General features: G+C 28.8%; 13 protein-coding genes. 10 read left to right on the top strand and 3 right to left on the bottom strand.

The window, feature by feature from the left end; translation table 11 throughout:
• The first annotated feature begins 550 nt into the window (after positions 1 to 550).
• From ltrA to sufU, 10 genes are all read left to right on the top strand, one after another.
• Positions 551 to 2,296: a group II intron reverse transcriptase/maturase gene (ltrA, locus tag psc1_RS02550; RefSeq protein ID WP_373375530.1), complete on the top strand. Its 1,746-nt coding sequence runs from the start codon at positions 551 to 553 to the stop codon at positions 2,294 to 2,296.
• Positions 2,297 to 3,324: 1,028 nt separating this feature from the next.
• The gene (locus psc1_RS02545; protein WP_122225534.1) at positions 3,325 to 4,953 is read left to right on the top strand and encodes a hypothetical protein; all 1,629 of its coding nucleotides are present in this window, start codon (positions 3,325 to 3,327) and stop codon (positions 4,951 to 4,953) included.
• Positions 4,954 to 5,225: 272 nt separating this feature from the next.
• Positions 5,226 to 7,724 carry a preprotein translocase subunit SecA gene (gene secA, locus psc1_RS02540; protein ID WP_373375529.1) on the top strand — a complete coding sequence of 833 codons (2,499 nt, stop codon included), beginning with the start codon at positions 5,226 to 5,228 and terminating at the stop codon, positions 7,722 to 7,724.
• 3 nt (positions 7,725 to 7,727) lie between these two features.
• Positions 7,728 to 8,840 carry a peptide chain release factor 2 gene (gene prfB, locus psc1_RS02535; RefSeq protein WP_023161573.1) on the top strand — a complete coding sequence of 371 codons (1,113 nt, stop codon included), beginning with the start codon at positions 7,728 to 7,730 and terminating at the stop codon, positions 8,838 to 8,840.
• Positions 8,841 to 8,963: 123 nt separating this feature from the next.
• Positions 8,964 to 9,224, top strand: a complete 261-nt coding sequence (gene rpsP, locus psc1_RS02530) for a 30S ribosomal protein S16 (protein ID WP_023161574.1) — start codon at positions 8,964 to 8,966, stop codon at positions 9,222 to 9,224.
• Positions 9,225 to 9,264: 40 nt separating this feature from the next.
• Positions 9,265 to 9,999 carry a tRNA (guanosine(37)-N1)-methyltransferase TrmD gene (gene trmD, locus psc1_RS02525; RefSeq protein ID WP_023161575.1) on the top strand — a complete coding sequence of 245 codons (735 nt, stop codon included), beginning with the start codon at positions 9,265 to 9,267 and terminating at the stop codon, positions 9,997 to 9,999.
• Between the two features lie 22 nt (positions 10,000 to 10,021).
• Positions 10,022 to 10,378, top strand: coding sequence for a 50S ribosomal protein L19 (gene rplS / locus psc1_RS02520; RefSeq protein ID WP_023161576.1), 357 nt, complete (start codon positions 10,022 to 10,024; stop codon positions 10,376 to 10,378).
• Between the two features lie 65 nt (positions 10,379 to 10,443).
• Complete coding sequence (gene tyrS / locus psc1_RS02515; RefSeq protein ID WP_373375528.1) at positions 10,444 to 11,688, top strand: tyrosine--tRNA ligase; 1,245 nt, start codon at positions 10,444 to 10,446, stop codon at positions 11,686 to 11,688.
• A 59-nt stretch (positions 11,689 to 11,747) separates the two neighbouring features.
• The gene (locus psc1_RS02510; protein WP_122225536.1) at positions 11,748 to 12,932 is read left to right on the top strand and encodes an aminotransferase class V-fold PLP-dependent enzyme; all 1,185 of its coding nucleotides are present in this window, start codon (positions 11,748 to 11,750) and stop codon (positions 12,930 to 12,932) included.
• Positions 12,933 to 12,952: 20 nt separating this feature from the next.
• Positions 12,953 to 13,381, top strand: coding sequence for a Fe-S cluster assembly sulfur transfer protein SufU (gene sufU, locus psc1_RS02505; RefSeq protein ID WP_023161539.1), 429 nt, complete (start codon positions 12,953 to 12,955; stop codon positions 13,379 to 13,381).
• 40 nt (positions 13,382 to 13,421) lie between these two features.
• Here sufU and trpS read toward each other — a convergent pair whose 3' ends face one another.
• From trpS to psc1_RS02490, 3 genes are read right to left on the bottom strand one after another with little or no spacing between them, the layout of a single operon-like run.
• Entirely contained in the window at positions 13,422 to 14,426 is a 1,005-nt protein-coding gene (gene trpS / locus psc1_RS02500) for a tryptophan--tRNA ligase (RefSeq protein ID WP_373375762.1), read from the bottom strand.
• Positions 14,426 to 14,881 (bottom strand): hypothetical protein, encoded by a 456-nt coding sequence (locus psc1_RS02495; protein ID WP_373400965.1) that lies wholly within the window; start codon positions 14,879 to 14,881, stop codon positions 14,426 to 14,428. Before psc1_RS02495 ends, trpS begins: the two co-directional genes overlap by 1 nt.
• A 25-nt stretch (positions 14,882 to 14,906) precedes the next feature.
• A complete protein-coding gene (locus tag psc1_RS02490; protein WP_373375526.1) occupies positions 14,907 to 19,463 on the bottom strand; it encodes a PolC-type DNA polymerase III in 4,557 nt (1,518 codons plus the stop codon).
• Positions 19,464 to 19,580: the final 117 nt, after the last annotated feature.

Raw genomic sequence — 19,580 nt, 5'->3', positions numbered from 1 at the left:
TATGGTCGGTCCGTTAAACGAAAGAATAATGGATTACAGCAGACCATAAAAGCGGATTGAGACGAAGTAGTTAGTCAAGAGGATACCGCCACCAAATTGTCCCATGGATAAGCCTGAAATGGTCTAAGAAGGAAAGCAGATGTAATCTTAGAACCTAATACGCAAACTACTGAAGCCGTATAGTCCAGAGTCTAACAGGATATATTATTTGTCTTGGTTAGTTTATCTAATTAACAGAAAGCCTGGAATCTCACCGACAGTCAGGAAAGACGTTAAAACATAAGCGGTTACTTCACCTAAAGGACAAAGGTAGATATTTAGAGTAACTTGGAGAATCCTAAAAGCTAGTTATTTAATTAACAAGTCAAGGAATAAATGCCGAGACGCTCAAGGATAAAGAAGCTATTTAATAGTCGTGGATAATTCAAAGTTAACATTGGAATATGCTAACAAAATGACCCACCAGGGCGAAGGTTAATAACCTTTACAAGGCGAAAGTAGCTAGTAATTTACTATTTATTCACTGTAATCAAGGAAGGAGTTGATAAATATGTCAACAACTGTTTCAAATGAAACTAAGCTTTCGCGAACATTGAATAAGATCCTATATTGTTCTACAAATAACTATCCTCTAAAAAGAGAATTACAGCAAGGAATGAATAATCTACATAACACGTTAATTGCATTTAACAAAATTGCAACCAACAAAGGTGCGGGTACACCTGGAATTGATGGTAATACAATTGACAGTCTCAATCTTAAAAAATTAGAAAGATATCACAAGGAATACATCAGTAACAAGTACAATCCAAAGCCTGTTAAAAGAATATTCATTCCCAAAGACAACGATAAGGTTAGACCTCTTGGAATACCTACCATAAAAGATAGAATAGTCCAAAGAAGCCTTGAACAACTCTTAACTCCTTATCTTGAAAATCAATTCTTAGAATGGAGTTTTGGATTTAGAACCAAAAAATCCTGTCTTGATGCAATCAAACGCGTCAAACAGAGATTTAAGGGAATTGATTATATCATCAAAATTGACCTTAAAGGTTATTTTGACACAATCAATCATGAAACTCTTATGAAAACCTTGACGAAGTTTATACGCAAGAATAAAACTCTTTCAACCATTAACAAGTGGTTAAAAGCTGGGTTCATGAAAGATGGCATCAAATACGAATCTTTATCTGGTTCTCCACAAGGAGGAATCATCTCCCCATTACTTGCCAATGTATATTTACATTACATTGACATCAAAATGGACGAACTAATTAAAGAAGGAACACCAATAAGGAAAGCAAACCCAGGATATGGAAAAACATACCGTCAGGGAATGCATCATAAATTGGGGATTGATAGTCAAATTAACCTAAATCCAAAAACAAGAGTTGAATATATCCGATATGCCGATGATTTTATCATAGGAATTAAAGGGAAATATGACAAAGCTGAAACTATTAAAAACCAAGTGACTCAATGGCTAGAACAAGATTTAAAACTGACAGTTAGTAAAGATAAATCAAAAATTGTAAAAGCCAATAAGGGCACAAGGTTTCTATCCTACATGATTAGGGTAAATCCAACCAGTAGTAAACTCACCGAAAAAACCCACAAAAAATCCCTAAACGGTCGGGTACAAATCCAAGTTCCCAAAGCAAAAGCCAAGGAATATGGATATGAATACAATTGGTTAAGAAGAGGAAAGGTTAAGCATGATGAAACATTAGCAAATAGGGACGAATTAGAAATAATACGCACTTATAAGACAATCGTACGTGGAATCATCCAATACTTTTGTTTAGCTAACAATCTAAATGCATTAACCCATCTAACCTATCTAGCTGAGTATAGTTGTTTGAAAACTTTGGCAAGGAAACACAAAACGGCAATTGCCAAAGTGCGAAAAAAGTTTAATCGTAGCACAACTTGGTCAATTCCTTATTTAAACAAAGGGAAAACCAGATATGAGTCATGGATTGTTTACCCTTGGGATAAGATTAAGAAAATGCGTAGTTGTAAGAAAAATCCCGATATCATCATCAATCCTTATCTATTCCAAGGTCGTACGAATCTAACAGACCGCCTTAAAGCGGAAATATGTGAGAAATGCGGCAAAACAACCCAACTTCAAATCCATCACATTGGTACGGTTCGCAATGAAAACCGCAAAAGCGTGATGAATAAGAGTACAAAAGTGTTATGCATAGATTGTCATAGAAATATTACGAACCAACAAATGCATGATATCAGATTAAATAACAAAATAAAAGAACAAAAAAGAATAAATAGCTAATCAGCCGTAAGGCAAAATTAGTTCTCGAAAGGGAGTAAATTATGGAAAGCCGTATGCTTGGAAACTTGCTCGTACGGTTTGGACGGGGGCTGATTGTAATACATACAATGGAAACACAAATCCCATTGTTGAAACGCAATTAATCTATCCGTATAAATTAATATTATTAGAATCAAAAATTTTGAAAATATAGTATCATCATTTGAATGAAATCAAAAAATTTCTTTATTCAAAAAAATTTTTTCGAATAAAGATAAAAAAAGTCCATTAAATGTTCTTCGTTTATTTATGTTATTTTTGATAATAAACGTAAAAATTAAAAATAATAAAATATTCTTACATTTCCGATTATAACAAAAACAAAAGCAAAAAACAAGGATAAAATATATAAAATATATAAAATATATAAAATATATAAAATATATAAAATATATAAAAATAAATAACAAAAACATTTACAGTTATAGTTTTTTTATAACGCCTTCAACTAACCATATCAATTCAATGTTTATCGACACTGGTTATTGGTTAGATAGCATGATATTTAGGTTTTTTCGGTGTCCTTTAAATTTATATTAATTGTTATTGTGATTACTGCAATTATAGGAATTTTAACAACAAATTAGTTATTACATCACTTTGTTTTTTAGCCTTATTTTAGAGATTATCTATATTAGAATTTGCTTATATTTATCGTATTATTTATAATTCTTTCGACTCAATCCGCTCCTAGAATTTACTGTAATTATTTATTCTATTTTTTCATTTAGATAACCGATTTTATATTGTCAAAGATTTTTACTACTTTGGCAAATGGTTAATTTAGTTAATAATAGCATCTTTACTACCCTAAAACAATGTAAATATGTCAAATTTTGAAAAAAATTAAAATATAGGCAAAAACTTACTATTTTAGTTTAGATAAAATCTATAATGAGTTATAATAATAATGTGTTTGTTTTTAACTATGAACTAAATGAAAAATATTCGTAGAATATTAAATGTATAAACAATAGAAATGTTTTAAAATGGGTTTTAATATTTATGCCAAAAAACGTTATATTTACTTTATTCTAATGTTTTTGATTACTTTATTATTTGCAATAATTTCTGCTTTTAATTTTTTTTATGTAGATAATCTAACAAATGAATCAGTTTCTATAAGTCAAATTTTAAAACCAGAAGAAAAAATGATTTGTCTTGATAAAAAATTAGAAAAGCCAAATTTAGAACTTGAAGCAAATTCAAACTTTCAGCTAAAAAATTTAGAAAAAAGTAAAGATGATATCGATCAAAAAATAATTAACGAAATCAAGAACTTTAAAAAAAAAGGAATTAGTGTTTACGAACTCAAACAAAAAGGCTATACCGCTTGTCAATTAAAAAAAGCTAAATTTTGTGCTAAACAATTAAAACAAGGAGGTTTTAGTATACAAGAGTTAAGATTGGCTGAATACCAAACAAAAGCTTTGAAAAAAGCCGGTTACACTCCTCACGAAATGATCGAAACAGGATATACTCCTAAAGATTTGAAAAACGTTTATACCCCAAAAGAACTGATCGAACTTAAACTTGATAATAAAATTTTTCAGCAAATCGGTTATCAAGCCAAAGATTTCAAAAAACACTTTGTTGAATTGAGTGAATTAGAACAAAATGGCTACACTATTTTTAATTTAATTCAAATCGGATATACCCCTTTAGAACTAAGGTTCAAATATACAATTAATAGAATTAAATTAGAAGCTGGTCTTAATCTTTTACAATTAAAAAAAGCTGGCTTCAGTGTTAAAGAACTAATGCTTTATCTTGGTGTTGGCCCGCAAGAATTACATGATGCAGGTTTTAGTGCAATACAATTCAGATATGCTTTATTTCCGCTATATGGTTTCAAAGCGATCGGTTATACTCCGCAAGAATTACATGATGCAAATTTTAGTGCGCGCGACTTAAAAGAAATGGGTTTTAGTTTGGCTGAATTAAAACTAGCTTCATATTCAATCAAAGAATTATTAAAAGAGGCTAATTTCAGTTTACAAGAATTTCGAGAAACCGGTTATACTCCGCAAGAATTAAATCAATATGGTATTTCTATCTTACAATTAAAAGAAGCTGGTTATTTAATTGAAGAATTAAAAAATCTACGTTTTACTGCTCAAGAATTAATCGAAGCTGGTTATACGCTTGATGAATTAAAAGAAAAAGGATTTTCTTTGGAACAACTTTTATTTGCTGGAGTAAAAATTAAAGACTTAATGAATGCCAACTACACTCTCCAAGATTTTAAAAACGCTGGTTGTACCATTAAAGAATTAAAAGAAGCCGGTTTTACAATTCATGAATTAATTCAATTACCGAACATAGGTTTAGAGTTAAGAGAACTTAAAATTACTCCTCAAAAATGCTTAAACCTTAATTGTTCGTCAAAATTAATCCAAGAGTTTGGGTATTCGTCACCAGAACTAAAACGAATAGGACTTTCATTTAACATTGCTCGCGATGGTTTTATTAAAAATATTACCCAATTTGATCCGAAAACTGGCAACAAAATTAGAACTAACTTTTTTGATAGTTCGCACAAAACTTGTTTGATTGATGTTTATGACACTTTAGGTAAACTTTCTAAAACTTATAAACCTAACAAAAATATAAAATAATCGAAAAAAAGGGCAAAATGAAAACTTAATTTTTATAAATTGAAAAAATTATTAGTATTATTTGGTTGTTTTTTTAAAAATTGTTCCTTTTGACATTAAAAAAGGTATAATGTTATTGATGTTTATTTTTTTTAATTTTTTTCTTTATCTTTTCTTGAGAAAAAAAATTAAAAAAATTGACTAAGTGATTAAATCATGAGTTAATTAAGAGTTAATTTTGAAAAATATTTAAATTAAAAGAAAAAAAATAAAAAAAAGGAATTAAAATCATTATGTTTAATTTTTTAAAAAAAATATTTAATTCTTCTAAATCATCCTTAAGAAAAGCTAGAGTGATAGCCAACAAAGTCCAAAATCTAAGTGAAAAAATGTCTTTATTGCAAGATAGTGATTTTGTTATTAAAACTAATGAATTCAAAGAAAGATATCAAAAAGGAGAAAGTTTAAACCAATTATTACCTGAAGCTTATGCTTTAGCTAGGGAAGCTGCTAAAAGAGTAACAGGACTAACACCTTATTATGTCCAAATCTTAGGAGCTATTATTTTACATCAAGGCAATATTGCCGAAATGAAAACTGGGGAAGGTAAAACTTTGACTGCTGTTATGCCTGCTTATCTTAATGCTTTAAGTGGAGAACCGGTTCACATTGTAACAGTGAATGAATATTTAGCCAAAAGAGAATTCGAAGGTAATATTGGTGAAGTTTTTCGTTTTTTAGGTCTTTCGGTTGGACTTAACATTAAAGATAGTGATAACAAAGAGAAACAAAAAGCTTACTTATGTGACATCCTTTATGCTACTAATTCCGAACTTGGATTTGATTATTTAAGAGACAATATGGAAATTGAAGCTGACAACTTAGTGATGAAACGACCTTATAGTTACGCTATCGTCGATGAAGTAGATTCTATTTTAATCGATGAAGCGCGTACACCTTTAATCATTTCTCAAAGCGTAAAAGAAACTAAAAATTTATATAAAGAAGCTCAGCGTTTTGTAAAAACTCTCAAAAGCCAACATTATTTGGTTGAATTAGAAAGCAAAACAATTGAATTAACTGAAGAAGGTATCAATAAAGCCGAACTTTTTTTTCAAATTGAAAACTTATATAATGTCGAGCATGCCTCACTTCTTCATCATATCAAAAACGCCTTAAAAGCTTTTTTTACGATGCATAAAAATAAAGACTATTTAGTAGATAATAATCAAGTTTTAATTATCGATCAATTCACTGGACGAGTTTTAAGAGGACGTCAATTTAGTGATGGTTTGCACCAAGCTTTAGAAGCTAAGGAAGGAGTTTTAATCAAAGAAGAAACTTCTATTGGAGCAACTATCACCTACCAAAATTTTTTCCGTCTTTATCGTAAATTATCTGGAATGACAGGAACTGCTAAAACCGAAGAGGATGAATTTAGAGATATTTATAATATGGAAGTCATCGAAATTCCTACTAACGTTCCTATGATTCGGATTGATGAACCAGATTTTATTTTTATTTCAATGAAAGAAAAATATGATGCTTTAATTGAAGAAGTATTAGAAAGACATAAAACAGGACAACCAATCTTAATTGGAGCAACTACGGTTGAAGTTTCTGAAATTATTTCCAAAAAACTTAAAAAACATTTAATCAAACACGAAATCCTTAATGCCAAAAACCATTTTAAAGAAGCTGATATTATCGCCAAAGCTGGATTAAAAAACTCAGTTACAATAGCTACCAATATGGCAGGAAGAGGAACTGATATTCGCTTAGGTGAAGGCGTTGTTGAATTAGGAGGTTTGGCGGTTTTAGGAACAGAAAGACATGAATCAAGAAGAATTGATAACCAATTAAGAGGACGTGCCGGTCGTCAAGGAGATCCTGGTTATTCTCGCTTTTTTATTTCCAGCGAAGACGAACTAGCTCAAAGATTTGGTGGAAATAGAATAGAAAAAATTATTTCTTTTTTGCAACAAATTAATACTAATGATAAAAAAACCTCTTCTAAAATGGTAACTAAATTTTTTACCAAAATCCAAAAAAAAGTCGAATCTTCCAATTTTGATTATCGGAAATATCTGTTAAAATACGACGATATTTTACGAATTCAAAGAGAAATTATCTACGGTCAAAGAAAAGACATTCTAAATAGCCTTGAACCAGAAAAAATAGCTTTTAATTTGGTTGAAAAAACTATTAATCAAGCTATGCTTCCTTATTTTTCCAATCAAAAAAACCCTAATCAAGCCGAAGATTTAATTCTTTTTTTAGAGAAAAACTTTTTTGCAAAAAATACTTTTGATTTAAAAGAAATACAAGCGATATTTAATAATTCTAAAAATAAAAGTTTAGTTGAATTTAAAAAACACTTATTAGATAAAATTACTGTTATTTTTGAAAACCAAAAAGCTGTTTTCGCAAAAGAAGAGGAACAAAATCAATATTTTGCTCAAGCTCTAAGATGGATTATGTTAAAAATAATCGATACTCATTATAAACGTCATATTAATGATATGAGTATTTTAAGGCAAGGAATTGGCTTTGTTAGTTACGGACAACAAGATTCTTTCATTGAGTACCAAAAAGAAGGACAAATCTTTTTCAATAAAATGATTCATCAAATAGCTACAGATATCACTACTACGGTTTTAAAATTTTCTTTTGAGCAAAGTTTCCAAAAAATGCCAAAAGAACAAAAAATAATTTTAAATGATAGCAGTTCAGACAAAAATATCACCAAAAAAAGAAGAAAAGTGCGCGTTACTAAAAAACCTTGGAATTAATTTATGGAAAAATACGAAATTAATCAAAAATTAGAAAACATTTCCCAAAACCTTAAAGATTTAAAAACCGCTCTTAATTTAACCAAAACTAATCAAACTTTGCAAAAACTTAACGACTTGATGCAAAAGCCATCTTTTTGGAATGACCCCCAAAAAGCAATTAAAATTAACCAAAAATTTAATGACTTGCAAGAAAAAAAAGATATTTTAACCACTTTAGAAAATAATTATCAAGATTTAGTAACTTTTTTTAATTTAGAAGATGACCAAAATAATGAAACTGCTTTTTTAGAAGAAGAATTAAAAAACCTAGCCCAAGCAGTTTCGGATTTTAAAATTAAAATTTTTTTAAATCAACCATATGATAATGATAATGCTATTTTAATTTTTCACCCTGGAGCAGGCGGAACCGAATCGCAAGATTGGTGCGAAATGCTGTTTCGCATGTATCAAAAATACGCAATCAAAAAGAATTTTAAAACAGAAATCCTTGATTATCAATCTGGAGATGAAGCTGGGATTAAATCGGCTACTTTATTAGTCAAAGGCGATTTTGCTTACGGTTATCTAAAGGCTGAAAAAGGAGTACATCGCTTAGTTAGGGTTTCTCCTTTTGATTCTAATGCCAAACGACACACTTCTTTTGTTTCTTGTGATGTGTTACCTGAAATCAAAGATGAAATTAAGATTAATGTCAAACCAGAAGATTTAAAAATCGATGTCTTTAGAAGTAGTGGCGCTGGCGGACAACACGTCAACACGACCGATTCAGCAGTAAGAATTACCCATTTACCAACCGGATTAGTTGTTGGTTGTCAAAATGAACGAAGTCAAATTAAAAACCGTGAAAAAGCTTTACAAATGTTAAAAACCAAGTTATTTCAATTAGCTTTGAAAGAACAAAAAGAAGAAACCGTTAAACAATTCCAAAGCGATCAAAAAGAAATTGGCTGGGGTTCACAAATTAGAAGTTATGTTTTTCATCCTTATAAAATGGTCAAAGACCACCGCACTAATCAAGAAAATTTTCAATTAGAGCAAGTAATGGATGGCAATCTTGATGATTTTATTAACGGTTATTTAACTAAGATCCCTATAAATAAAATTAGTTTTTAAAAATTGAAAAAATAATAAAAAAGCTTGACAATTAACATTTTTTATGTAATAATATTTAGTAAGAAATTGTTAATTTCAAAAATTAATTCAAATTAAAAAAATGAAAGTAGGTTATTATTAATAATGGCTATTAAAATGCGTTTACAACGTTTTGGAGTACACAAAAGACCTTTTTATAGGGTTGTTGCTAGCGAGTCTAGAAACGCTAGAGATGGTAAATTTTTAGAAATTTTAGGCACTTATGACACTATTTTAAACATTATCAAATTAGATCACAATAAAATTCAAAAATGGCTATCAGACGGCGCTCAAATGACAAAAACAGTAAAAAAAATATTAAAAAAAGATAAATTTGTCACAAACTCTCAAAGCACTGAAAAATAAATTTTTTAACTTATCAACATAACGAAAGTAACGTTAAATTATGATTATCGAAATTATAACCATTTTTCCTCTCTTTTTTAAAAGTTTTTGTGATAATTCTATCATCAAAAGAGCTTTAGAAAAAAACAAAGTGCAAATAAAGATACATGATTTAAGAAAATACAGCGTTAATAAACATCATCAAGTAGATGATTGTATTTATGGAGGAGGAGCTGGAATGTTGCTTTCTTTTCCTCCTTTTTTTGATTGTCTTCAAAAAATTAAATCTCCTAAAAGCAAAGTTATTTTATTATCACCTCAAGGAATAATTTTTAATCAATCGCAAGCAACTGATTTTGCTTTAAAAGAGTCTCATTTAATTATTTTATGTGGTAACTATGAAGGGATTGATGCAAGAATTTTAAAATACGTCGATCAAGAAATTTCAATAGGTGATTATGTTTTGACCGGAGGAGAGATTGCTGCAACTGTTGTAGTTGATGCTATTGTGCGCCTTCTTCCTGGGGTTATTAATCAAGAATCTTATCTTTCTGATTCACACCAACAAGGATTGTTAAAATTTCCTCAATACACAAGACCACAAAGTTACCAAAACCAAGAAGTTCCTTCGGTTTTATTATCTGGTAATCATGAAAAAATAAGGATTTGGCGAGAAAAAGAAAGTTTAAGAATTACTTTACAAAAAAGACCAGATCTTTTGAAAAAAAAACAATTAAGTTCAAAAGAAAAAGAAATTTTAAAAGAAATTAAGCAAGAATTACAAAACATTTCCTAAAATAAACCAAAGGAGAAAAAACATGTCTCAATTAAAAGGACAAAGTTTAATAGAATCAGTTAACCAACATCAACTTAAAGAAATACCTTTTTTTAAAGCTGGAGATATTGTTCAAGTTTTTATTAAAATCGATGAAGGGAATCGCAAAAGAGTTCAAATCTTTGAAGGTTTAGTCATCAAACGTCAAGGCAGATTGATGTCAGAAACTTTTACTGTTAGAAAAATATTTGCCGGAGTAGGGGTTGAACTTACTTTTCCTGTGCACTCCCCTAATAACGAAAAAATAGAAGTGGTTCGTCGTGGAATTGTTCGTCGTGCTAAGTTGCATTACGTTCGTAACCTGTCTTCTAAAGCTTCTCGTATTAAAGAAAAAAGATAACTTTTTTCAAATTTATTAAAACATATTTTTAATACTTACCATTATAAAACAGGGGGAGATTTTAAATGTCTTTTTATGAAGAATTAAAGTGGCGAAATTTAATTAAAGATTGCAACAATGAAGAAGAATTAAAACAGCTTTTAGATCATGGAAAAATTAAATTTTATTGTGGTTTTGATCCAACTGCTGATTCTTTAACTGTCGGTCATTTAGTTCAAATAACAATGATATTGTTATTACAACAACAAGGACATTTACCTGTTATTTTAGTTGGTGGAGCTACTGGTTTAATTGGCGATCCGAAAGAAACAGAAGAAAGAAAATTATTATCTTTAGAAAAGTCATTAAAAAACGCTCAAAGCATTGAAAAACAATTCAAAGCAATTTTATCTGATCAAAGAATAGAATTTGTCAACAATTATGAATGGCTTTCTAAATTAGATGTAATTACTTTTTTAAGAAAATATGGTAAACTTTTTAACCTTAATTATATGCTAGCAAAACAAACGGTAGCTAAAAGATTATCTTCTGGTATTTCTTTCACTGAATTCACTTATATGATTTTACAATCCCTAGATTATTACTATTTATATAAAAATCACGGTGTGCAGTTGCAATTAGGTGGATCTGATCAATGGGGCAACATTACAAGTGGTTTAGAATTGATTAGAAAATTAGAAGTAAAACATAATGCTTTTGGCATCAGTACTCCTCTTTTGTTAAATGCTAACGGCACTAAATTTGGCAAAAGCGAACAAGGTGTCTTGTGGTTAAATCCCGAAAAAACTTCTCCTTATGAGATTTATCAATATTTTTTAAATGTTGGTGATGCAGAAATTATTAATTATTTAAAAACCCTCACTTTGATTTCAAAAAAAGAAATTTTAGAACTAGAAAAACAAACCTTGCAAAATCCTCAAAAACGTTTAGGCCAAATGGCTTTAGCTAAAAACATCATTAATTTAATTTATTCTCCGAAAGTTTTACAAGATTGTCTAAAAACTAACGAATTATTATTTTCTAACAAAAAAAAGGTTTTAATGCAAGAAGATTTTCTTTTGTTAGAAAAAACTTTATTTTGTTATTCGACTCAATTAGATTCTATTTTCTTAGTTGATGCTTTGGTTAAAACAAAATTAACGACTTCAAAAAGTGAAGCACGTGAGTTTATCAAAAAAGGTAATATTAAAATCTTTAACCAACAGATAAAAAATCCTGACTACCTAATCACCAAAGAAACTACTTTATTTAATAAATACATACTTTTGAAAAAAAGTAAAAAAAACAATGCTTTGATTTTTTTTAATTAATTGAAGCATTTTTTTAATTTATTTTAATATTTTTTTCAAATAAAGAAGGTTTAATAATAATGTCAACAAACCCTTTTCGCTCTCTTTTTCCGCTTCTTGTAACTAATCCTAAGCTTGTTTATTTCGATAATGCAGCTACCTCTTTGAAACCTAAAAAAGTCATAGATGAATTAACTTCTTTTTATAATGATAACGGCATGAGCAATAAATCTTTTCAAAATACTTTACTATTAGATGAAACAAGAAAAAAAACCGCTAAATTTCTTAATTCTTCGTCTGAAGAAATTATCTTTACCAAAGGAACAACCGATGCGCTTAATTTGTTAGCGCAAAGTCTAGGCGAAACACTCCAAGAAGGTGATGAAATCATTACGTCAGAATTGGAACATAATTCTTCGATTTTACCTTGGGTACAACAATCTAAGATTAAAAAAGCCAAAATTAAGTTTATTCCTTTAAATGATCAAAACGAAATCACTGTAAAAAATTTTGCCAAAGTTTTAAGTGATAAAACTAAGATAGTAGCTTTAACTCATGTTTCTAATTTATTAGGGTATACCACTCCAATCAAAGAAATAACCTCTTTAGCTCATCAAAAAAATGCTTTAGTTATTTTAGATGCTGCTCAGTCTGTTGCTCACATGCTAATAGACGTCAAAGCTTTAGATGTTGATTTTTTAGCTTTTTCAACTCATAAATTATATGGTCCTTTTGGAGTAGGAGTTTTATTTGGTAAAAAAAATCTTTTAAAGAAATTAAAACCAACTTTTTTTGGTGGCAATTCGATTCAAGAATTTTCTTTAAAAAAGATTGCTTTTGCCGATTCTCCTTATAAATTTGAATCAGGAACGCTTAATATTTCAAGCATTATTGCTTTTAAAAAAGCTTTGGAAATGATTGAAGAAATTGGCTTTCAAGCAATTCAAACATTAGAAAAACAAATTCATCAAAAAATGATGCAAGAGTTACAGAAACTTCCTCAAATAACAATTTATAATCCCCAAGCTGAAAATATTATCACTTTTAATTTGCATAAAATTCATGCCCATGATGTTGAATCTTTTTTAGCTCAAGAAAATATTTATATAAGAACCGGCAGATGTTGTGCTTTTTTAACTGCCAAAAAAATAAAACAATCTAGTGTAGTGCGTATTTCTATAGGAATACATAACAATGAAGAAGATGTTGATATTTTTATTGAAAATTTAAAAAAAGTTCAAGCTTTTTTTATGACAGTTTCTTAAAAATTAAAAAGGGGAGTAAGATGTTAGAGACAAATAAATTATATCGTGATTTAATCATGAAACATTATCAAAACCCCCATAATTGGGGTTTGTCTAAAGATGATGATTTTATCAGTTTATCTTATAAAAATGCTTCTTGCGGGGATTCAATTATTTTACAAATTAAACTTTTAGATCAAAAATTAGTAGATATTAAATACGAAACTCAATCTTGTGCTATTTGCAAGGCTTCAGCTTCTTTAATGTCGATTTACTTAAAAAATAATTCCATTAAGGAAGGTTTGACTAAAATCAATAATTTTTTAAATATGATTAATAACGAATTCTTAGATGAACTACAAATGGAAAAAGATTTATTATTGTTTAAACAATTTAGTCATTTCCCAGGAAGAAGAACTTGTATTTTGCTCCCTTGGAAAGCTTTGCAAAAAATAATTATCAATAATTAAACAAAAGACCACTTTGAAAGTGGTCTTATTTTTTTAGCTTTTAAACTCTAGCAATTCCTAGTTTTTTTTGTACTTTTTTGATTTTTTCAGATGCAATCAAGCGAGCTTTTGTAGCTCCAGCTTGTAAAATTATATCTAATTGAGGACTATCAATTAATTGATAGAATTTTTGTTGTAAGGGGATTATAAATTCTATAATCGACTCATAAACTTTATCTTTTAAATCTTTATAAGAAGATGATTGAAATTCTTTTTCAACTTCTAAAACACTAGCTTGCCTTAAGGAGGCATAGATAGTTAAAAAATTTGAAATACTGGGCTTATTTTGTGGATCATATTTAATTATTTTTTCAGAATCAGTCACAGCTTGAGCAATTTTTTTCTTAATTGTTTTAGGATCATCTAAAAGTAAAATATAATTTTTATTATTTTCGTTATCGCTTTTACTCATTTTTTTTAAAGGATTTTGTAAAGCTTTAATTTTAGTCCCCAAAGAATTAAAAAATGGTTCGGGCACTGTAAAAGTGTCTCCATATAAACGATTAAACCTAATAGCTATTTTTTTAGTTAGTTCTAAGTGTTGTTTTTGATCTTGACCGATTGGTACTAAATTGGCATCATAAATTAAGATATCAGCCGCCATCAATGTCGGATAGGTAAATAAAGAAGTCCTAATGGCATCATTATTTTGTTGACTTTTTTCTTTATATTGAATCATTCTTTGAAGTTCACCAAAATAAGCATTGCATTCCAAAAGATAACCTAAATAAGGGTGTTCAATGATTTCTGATTGGACAAATAAATTTATTTTGTCTGGCTCTAAACCTGAGGCCAAATAAAGAGCTGCTACTTTTTTGATTTCTCTTTTTAGTTTTTCTGGTTCTTGATAAAAAGTAAGAGCATGTAGATCAGCAATAAAAAGATAAAACTCAAAGTTTTTAAAATTTTTTTGCAATTGGAGCAAAGGTTGTAAAACGCCGATATAGTTGCCTAAAGTTAAATCCGCTGTTGGTTTTATTCCTGATACTAATCTTTTTTTTTGGATCAACCCAAATTCCTCCCTTTTTTGTGTTTACTTTTAAAAAAGATTGTTAAAAAATTAATAAAGATGTTTTTATTAACTTTAGAGCGACTACGGAAATCTTCTTTAGTGACGTGTTTTTCTTGTTTGGCTTCTACGATTTTATTAGCCGCAATCACCCCTAAGCCATCAAGACAAAGTAAAGGCATTCTCAAACAATTATGATTTTCTATTTGAAAAACATCAATATCTGATTTGTTAAAATCGACACTTAAAAATTTAAAGCCACGTTGCAACATTTCTTTAGCAATTTTAAGAGTATTAATTAAAATTTCATCTTTAGCTTTGATTTGTTTATTTGCTTTTAATTTATTTAAAGCCTCTATTTTTTTAGTGACAGCAACAACATCATTGCTGATCATAATTTTATGATCAAATTGTTCTGCGCGTTTAGAAAAATAACCACTATAAAACAGCAATGGCGCATGCACTTTGAACCAAATTTTATAAAGAATCTAAAAGATTTTCTTGTTTGATTTGTTCAAAGATGTTTTTATTAACTTTAGAGCGACTACGGAAATCTTCTTTAGTGAAAAGTTTTTCTTGTCTGGCTTCTACGATTTTATTAGCCGCAATCACCCCTAAGCCATCAAGACAAAGTAAAGGCATTCTCAAACAATTATGATTTTCTATTTGAAAAACATCAATATCTGATTTGTTAAAATCGACACTTAAAAATTTAAAGCCACGTTGCAACATTTCTTTAGCAATTTTAAGAGTATTAATTAAAATTTCATCTTTAGCTTTGATTTGTTTATTTGCTTTTAATTTATTTAAAGCCTCTATTTTTTTAGTGACAGCAACAACATCATTGCTGATCATAATTTTATGATCAAATTGTTCTGCGCGTTTGGAAAAATAACCACTATAAAACAGCAATGGCGCATGCACTTTGAACCAAGCAATTCTTAAAGCCATAATCACATAAGCAGTCGCATGAGCTTTCGGGAATAAATATTTGATTTTTTCAGCTGAATCAATATACCAATCTTCAACTTTTCCTTGCATCAGTGATTTATAGTTTTGCCATTTTTCGATATCACTTTGCGGTTTACCTTTACGAATGAATTCCATAATGTCAAAGGCTTTTAAAGGTTCGATGCCTTTTTCTTGTAAATGCAACATAATATCATCACGACACCCAATAATATTATCAAAAGATATTTTTTTATTTTTGTATTTCTCAAAATCACCAGTCTGACTAATAATATCTTTAGCGTTTTGATTCCAAACATCAGTTCCATGAGAAAGACCAGAAATTTTAACTAAATCAGCAAAATTAATAAAATTTTTATGATTTTTTTTGATATCTTTTAACATTTGCTTGACAAAAATAGTTCCAAATTCTGGAATCCCTAAAGAATCAATCGTAATTATTTCATTTTGATAAGAAGTTATTTTAAGATCTTCGGAAAATAATTTATAAATTTGACGATCATCTAAAGGAATATCTTGAGCTTTATCAAAAGGGAATTTATTTGGATTTAATTTTACATAATCCATCAAAAACTTAATCATCATAGGATCATCATGGCCTAAAATATCTAATTTAAATAAATTATTCTCAAATGAATGATAGTCAAAATGAGTAGTTTTCCATTGGGAATTAACATCATTAGCTGGAAATTGAATTGGAGTGATTTCATAAATATTGTGATTAGGTGGAACGATGACAATTCCGCCTGGATGTTGCCCAGTAGAACGTTTTACCCCTTCAATCTTGCTTGTGATTTGCAATATTTTTTGTTTTCGCCAATTTCTTTGGGTTTCTTCAATAAAACCCATGACATAACCATAAGCATTTCTTTTTGCGATTGTTTGAATGGTTCCAGCTCGAAAAGCATTATTTTCACCCATCAAACTCTTGATATAATTATGGGCTTGCATTTGATAATCACCTGCAAAATTAAGATCAATATCGGGAGTTTTGTTGCCTTCAAACCCTAAAAAGGTTTCAAAAGGAATATCATGACCATCTTTTTTCAAAGGAGTTTGACATTTAGGACAATCTTTATTTTCCAAATCATAGCCTGAAAAAACTTTATCTAAGGCTTCGTTGTAACTTTGTTCTTCCAAAAGGCCATATTTAATTTTTTCTTCTGGGTTTAACTTAACAATGGTGTGTTTACAATTAGGACAACGATAATGCGGTTTTAAGGGGTTAACTTCAGTAATCTCTAACATGGTAGCCACCAAAGAAGAACCGATAGAACCTCTAGAACCTACCAAATAACCATCATCTAAAGATTTTTTAACTAATAAATGCGATAAATAATAAATAGGAGCAATTTCTTGATTACTTTTTGTGTCGTTTACGTCACCAATAATGTTTTGTAATTCTTGTTTTAATCTTTCTTGAATCAAAGGGTGCGGGTTAGAACCGTATAAATTTTTAACTTTTATATCAATCAAACGTTTAAGTTCTTTTTTAATACTCGGTATATGCAAGGTTTTTTTAAAAGCATCATCTTTTAGCGAAAATAACTCTTCATTGAAGGCTTTAATTCTTTTAATTTTATTATTAAGTAAATGGGTGTTATCGATTACAATTTCTTGCGCCAAAACATCATCTTTTAAAAAACTAAAAGCATCAAGCATTTCTTGAGTAGTTAAAAGATGGTTATCAGGCAAATTATGATTGCTGTATTTAGATAATCGGTGCAGACCGCCTCCTACTTGTTTAGCACTGATATAAATTTGACGATAATCTTTTTCCCAAGGATGAATATAATGAACATCTCCGGTTGCAATAACAATTTTATTTTGTTTTTTTGCTTCTTCAATTATTTTAATCAAAGTTGATTGAATAATTTGTTCCCCTTTAACACCTAATTCAAAAATTAAATGTTTATAGGCTTGAGGCGGTTGAACTTCAATATAATCATAAAAAGAGATGGCTTCTTCTAATTTTTGGTTATTACCATTTAAAGCTATATCAAAAATATCACTATTGTAACAGCCACTTCCAATCAGAAGTCCTTTTCTATATTTTATCAAACTCGTTTTTAAAACTCTTGGAGTTTTATAAAATCCATTTGTCAAAGCCATACTTAAAAGTTCAAAAAGATTGCGATAACCTTTTTGATTAGCTGCTAAAATGTTGATATGATAGGGTCTTTGATATTTAAGGTCAATTGGCTCTTTTAACTCCGAAAAATTAGTAATGATTAAATTTTTAGGATCTTTTTTAGGGTCTGATAATTGATCTATCATTTTGATAAAAACTTCAGCCGTTGCGTTAGAATCACTTAAAGCACGGTGGTGGCTTTCCATTTTGACTTTAAAAACACTAGCTATCCTTTTTAAAGAAAAATATTTTAAAAATTCACTAAAATATCGTTGCGATAGTGGTAATGTGTCGATAATTGGTTGTGGCATATACTCTAAATTAAGTTCTTTGATTTTTTCTTTCAAAAAAGTTATATCAAAATTAGCATTATGAGCCACTAACACACAATCTTTAATAAATTCTAGAAAAGTAGGCAGCACTTGATCGATTGTTTTTTTGCCTACCAACATTTCATCTGTAATATTGGTGATATTAATAATAGTGGAAGTTAATTTTTCTTGTGGATTAATTAAAACTTGAAATTCGTCAATTTTTTTACCTTTTTTAATTTTGACTCCTGCAATTTCAATAATTTTGTCACGAACACCACTAAGACCTGTTGTTTCTAAATCAAATACAACATAGGTTGCTTCTTTTAAATTAAAATCTTGTGTTAAATTATCTTCGATTTGATTAGTAATATAAATCGGTTTTTCTGAAACAAAATCAAGTTCAACCCCATAAATCGGTTTGATCTTCTTATCTTTGGTAAATTCGTAAATTTCGGGATAAGAATAAATACCATCATGATCGGTAAAAGCAATAGCTTTATGACCCCATGCAACTGCTGTTTGTAAATATTCTTTAGCGCTATTAATTGCATCTAGATTCGACATTTTGGTGTGAGTGTGAAATTCAATTCTTTTTTTACCTGCAAACCCATGATCTTTTCTAACTGGAAACAAAGAAGATTCATCTAAAATAGTGATATCTTTTTGATGGAAAAACAAATGGACATCGTCCCAAACGCTATATTGAACTTTGGCTTTAATTTGAATTTTTTGATGCATTTTAATATTGTAATTTAATAATTCTTCTTTTTTTTCTTTTGTCACTCTAGATTTAATTAAAATAGCATCTCTGTCTTCGATCGAAAAGCCATTATTTTCTTCCAAAACACAACTAAAATAAAATTCTTTCCAATTGTATTTACGGAAATTACTTTCTGAAATTAGTTGTGATAAAAGTCCTTCAATTATAAAAGTTTGTTTTGGGTATTTGTAGTCAAAATCGTTAAATTCTTCTTTAGATTTAGGAATATCTTTAATCTTTAGCATTTTTTGTTCATCTTTAAAATTAAAATCGTTTTTAACAAATGTTTGGTAGGTGTTTGGTGGTTTTATTGTTGCTTGTTTTTGAGCAGTTTTGATTTTATTATCTTTTATTAAAATAAAATCGTTTTTTAAACCATAAAAAGAACTAAAAAATTCTTTTAAAAGGGGGAGTTTCTTTTTTAAAACCGAAAACATTTCAGTATCAACAAAAATGACAAATTTTTCGTTTTGAAATTGAATCTGATAATTATCATTTTCAAAAAACTCTAAATCCAAATATTTTTGTTTCAATTTAGCTTGCAGAAGAATGAAACGATAATAACTTTCGGCCAAAGAATCTAAATAATCAAAATTTTTAAAATCGAGACAATAATCAATTGAAATAATGTTTTGGTATTCTGCTGAAATATGATTTTGATATTTGGTTGTAATAAAAAGTTTTAATTTTTGTAAAAAAATCGATAAATCAGAGATCAAAGGTAAGTTTTGAAAACTAATATGTAAAATCCATTTATCTTCGCGACTCACAATTGAAACTTTTGTTAATTGCGGATTTTGAAAATGGTTTTGATCAAAGCTATTTTCTTTGATGAATTGTTGAAATAAATCAATAGACACGCAAATACCACCTAGGCTAATTTTGTTAAAATATAAAACATTTTGCTTGCAAAAAAGATAAAATAAATAAAAAACCACGTGAATCCCATGTGGTTTTTTATTTATTGTTTTTAAAAT

This window comes from Candidatus Phytoplasma solani, from assembly GCF_041729705.1.
GTDB lineage: Bacteria > Bacillota_I > Bacilli_A > Acholeplasmatales > Acholeplasmataceae > Phytoplasma > Phytoplasma solani.
This window is presented reverse-complemented; position numbering and strand designations above follow the sequence as displayed.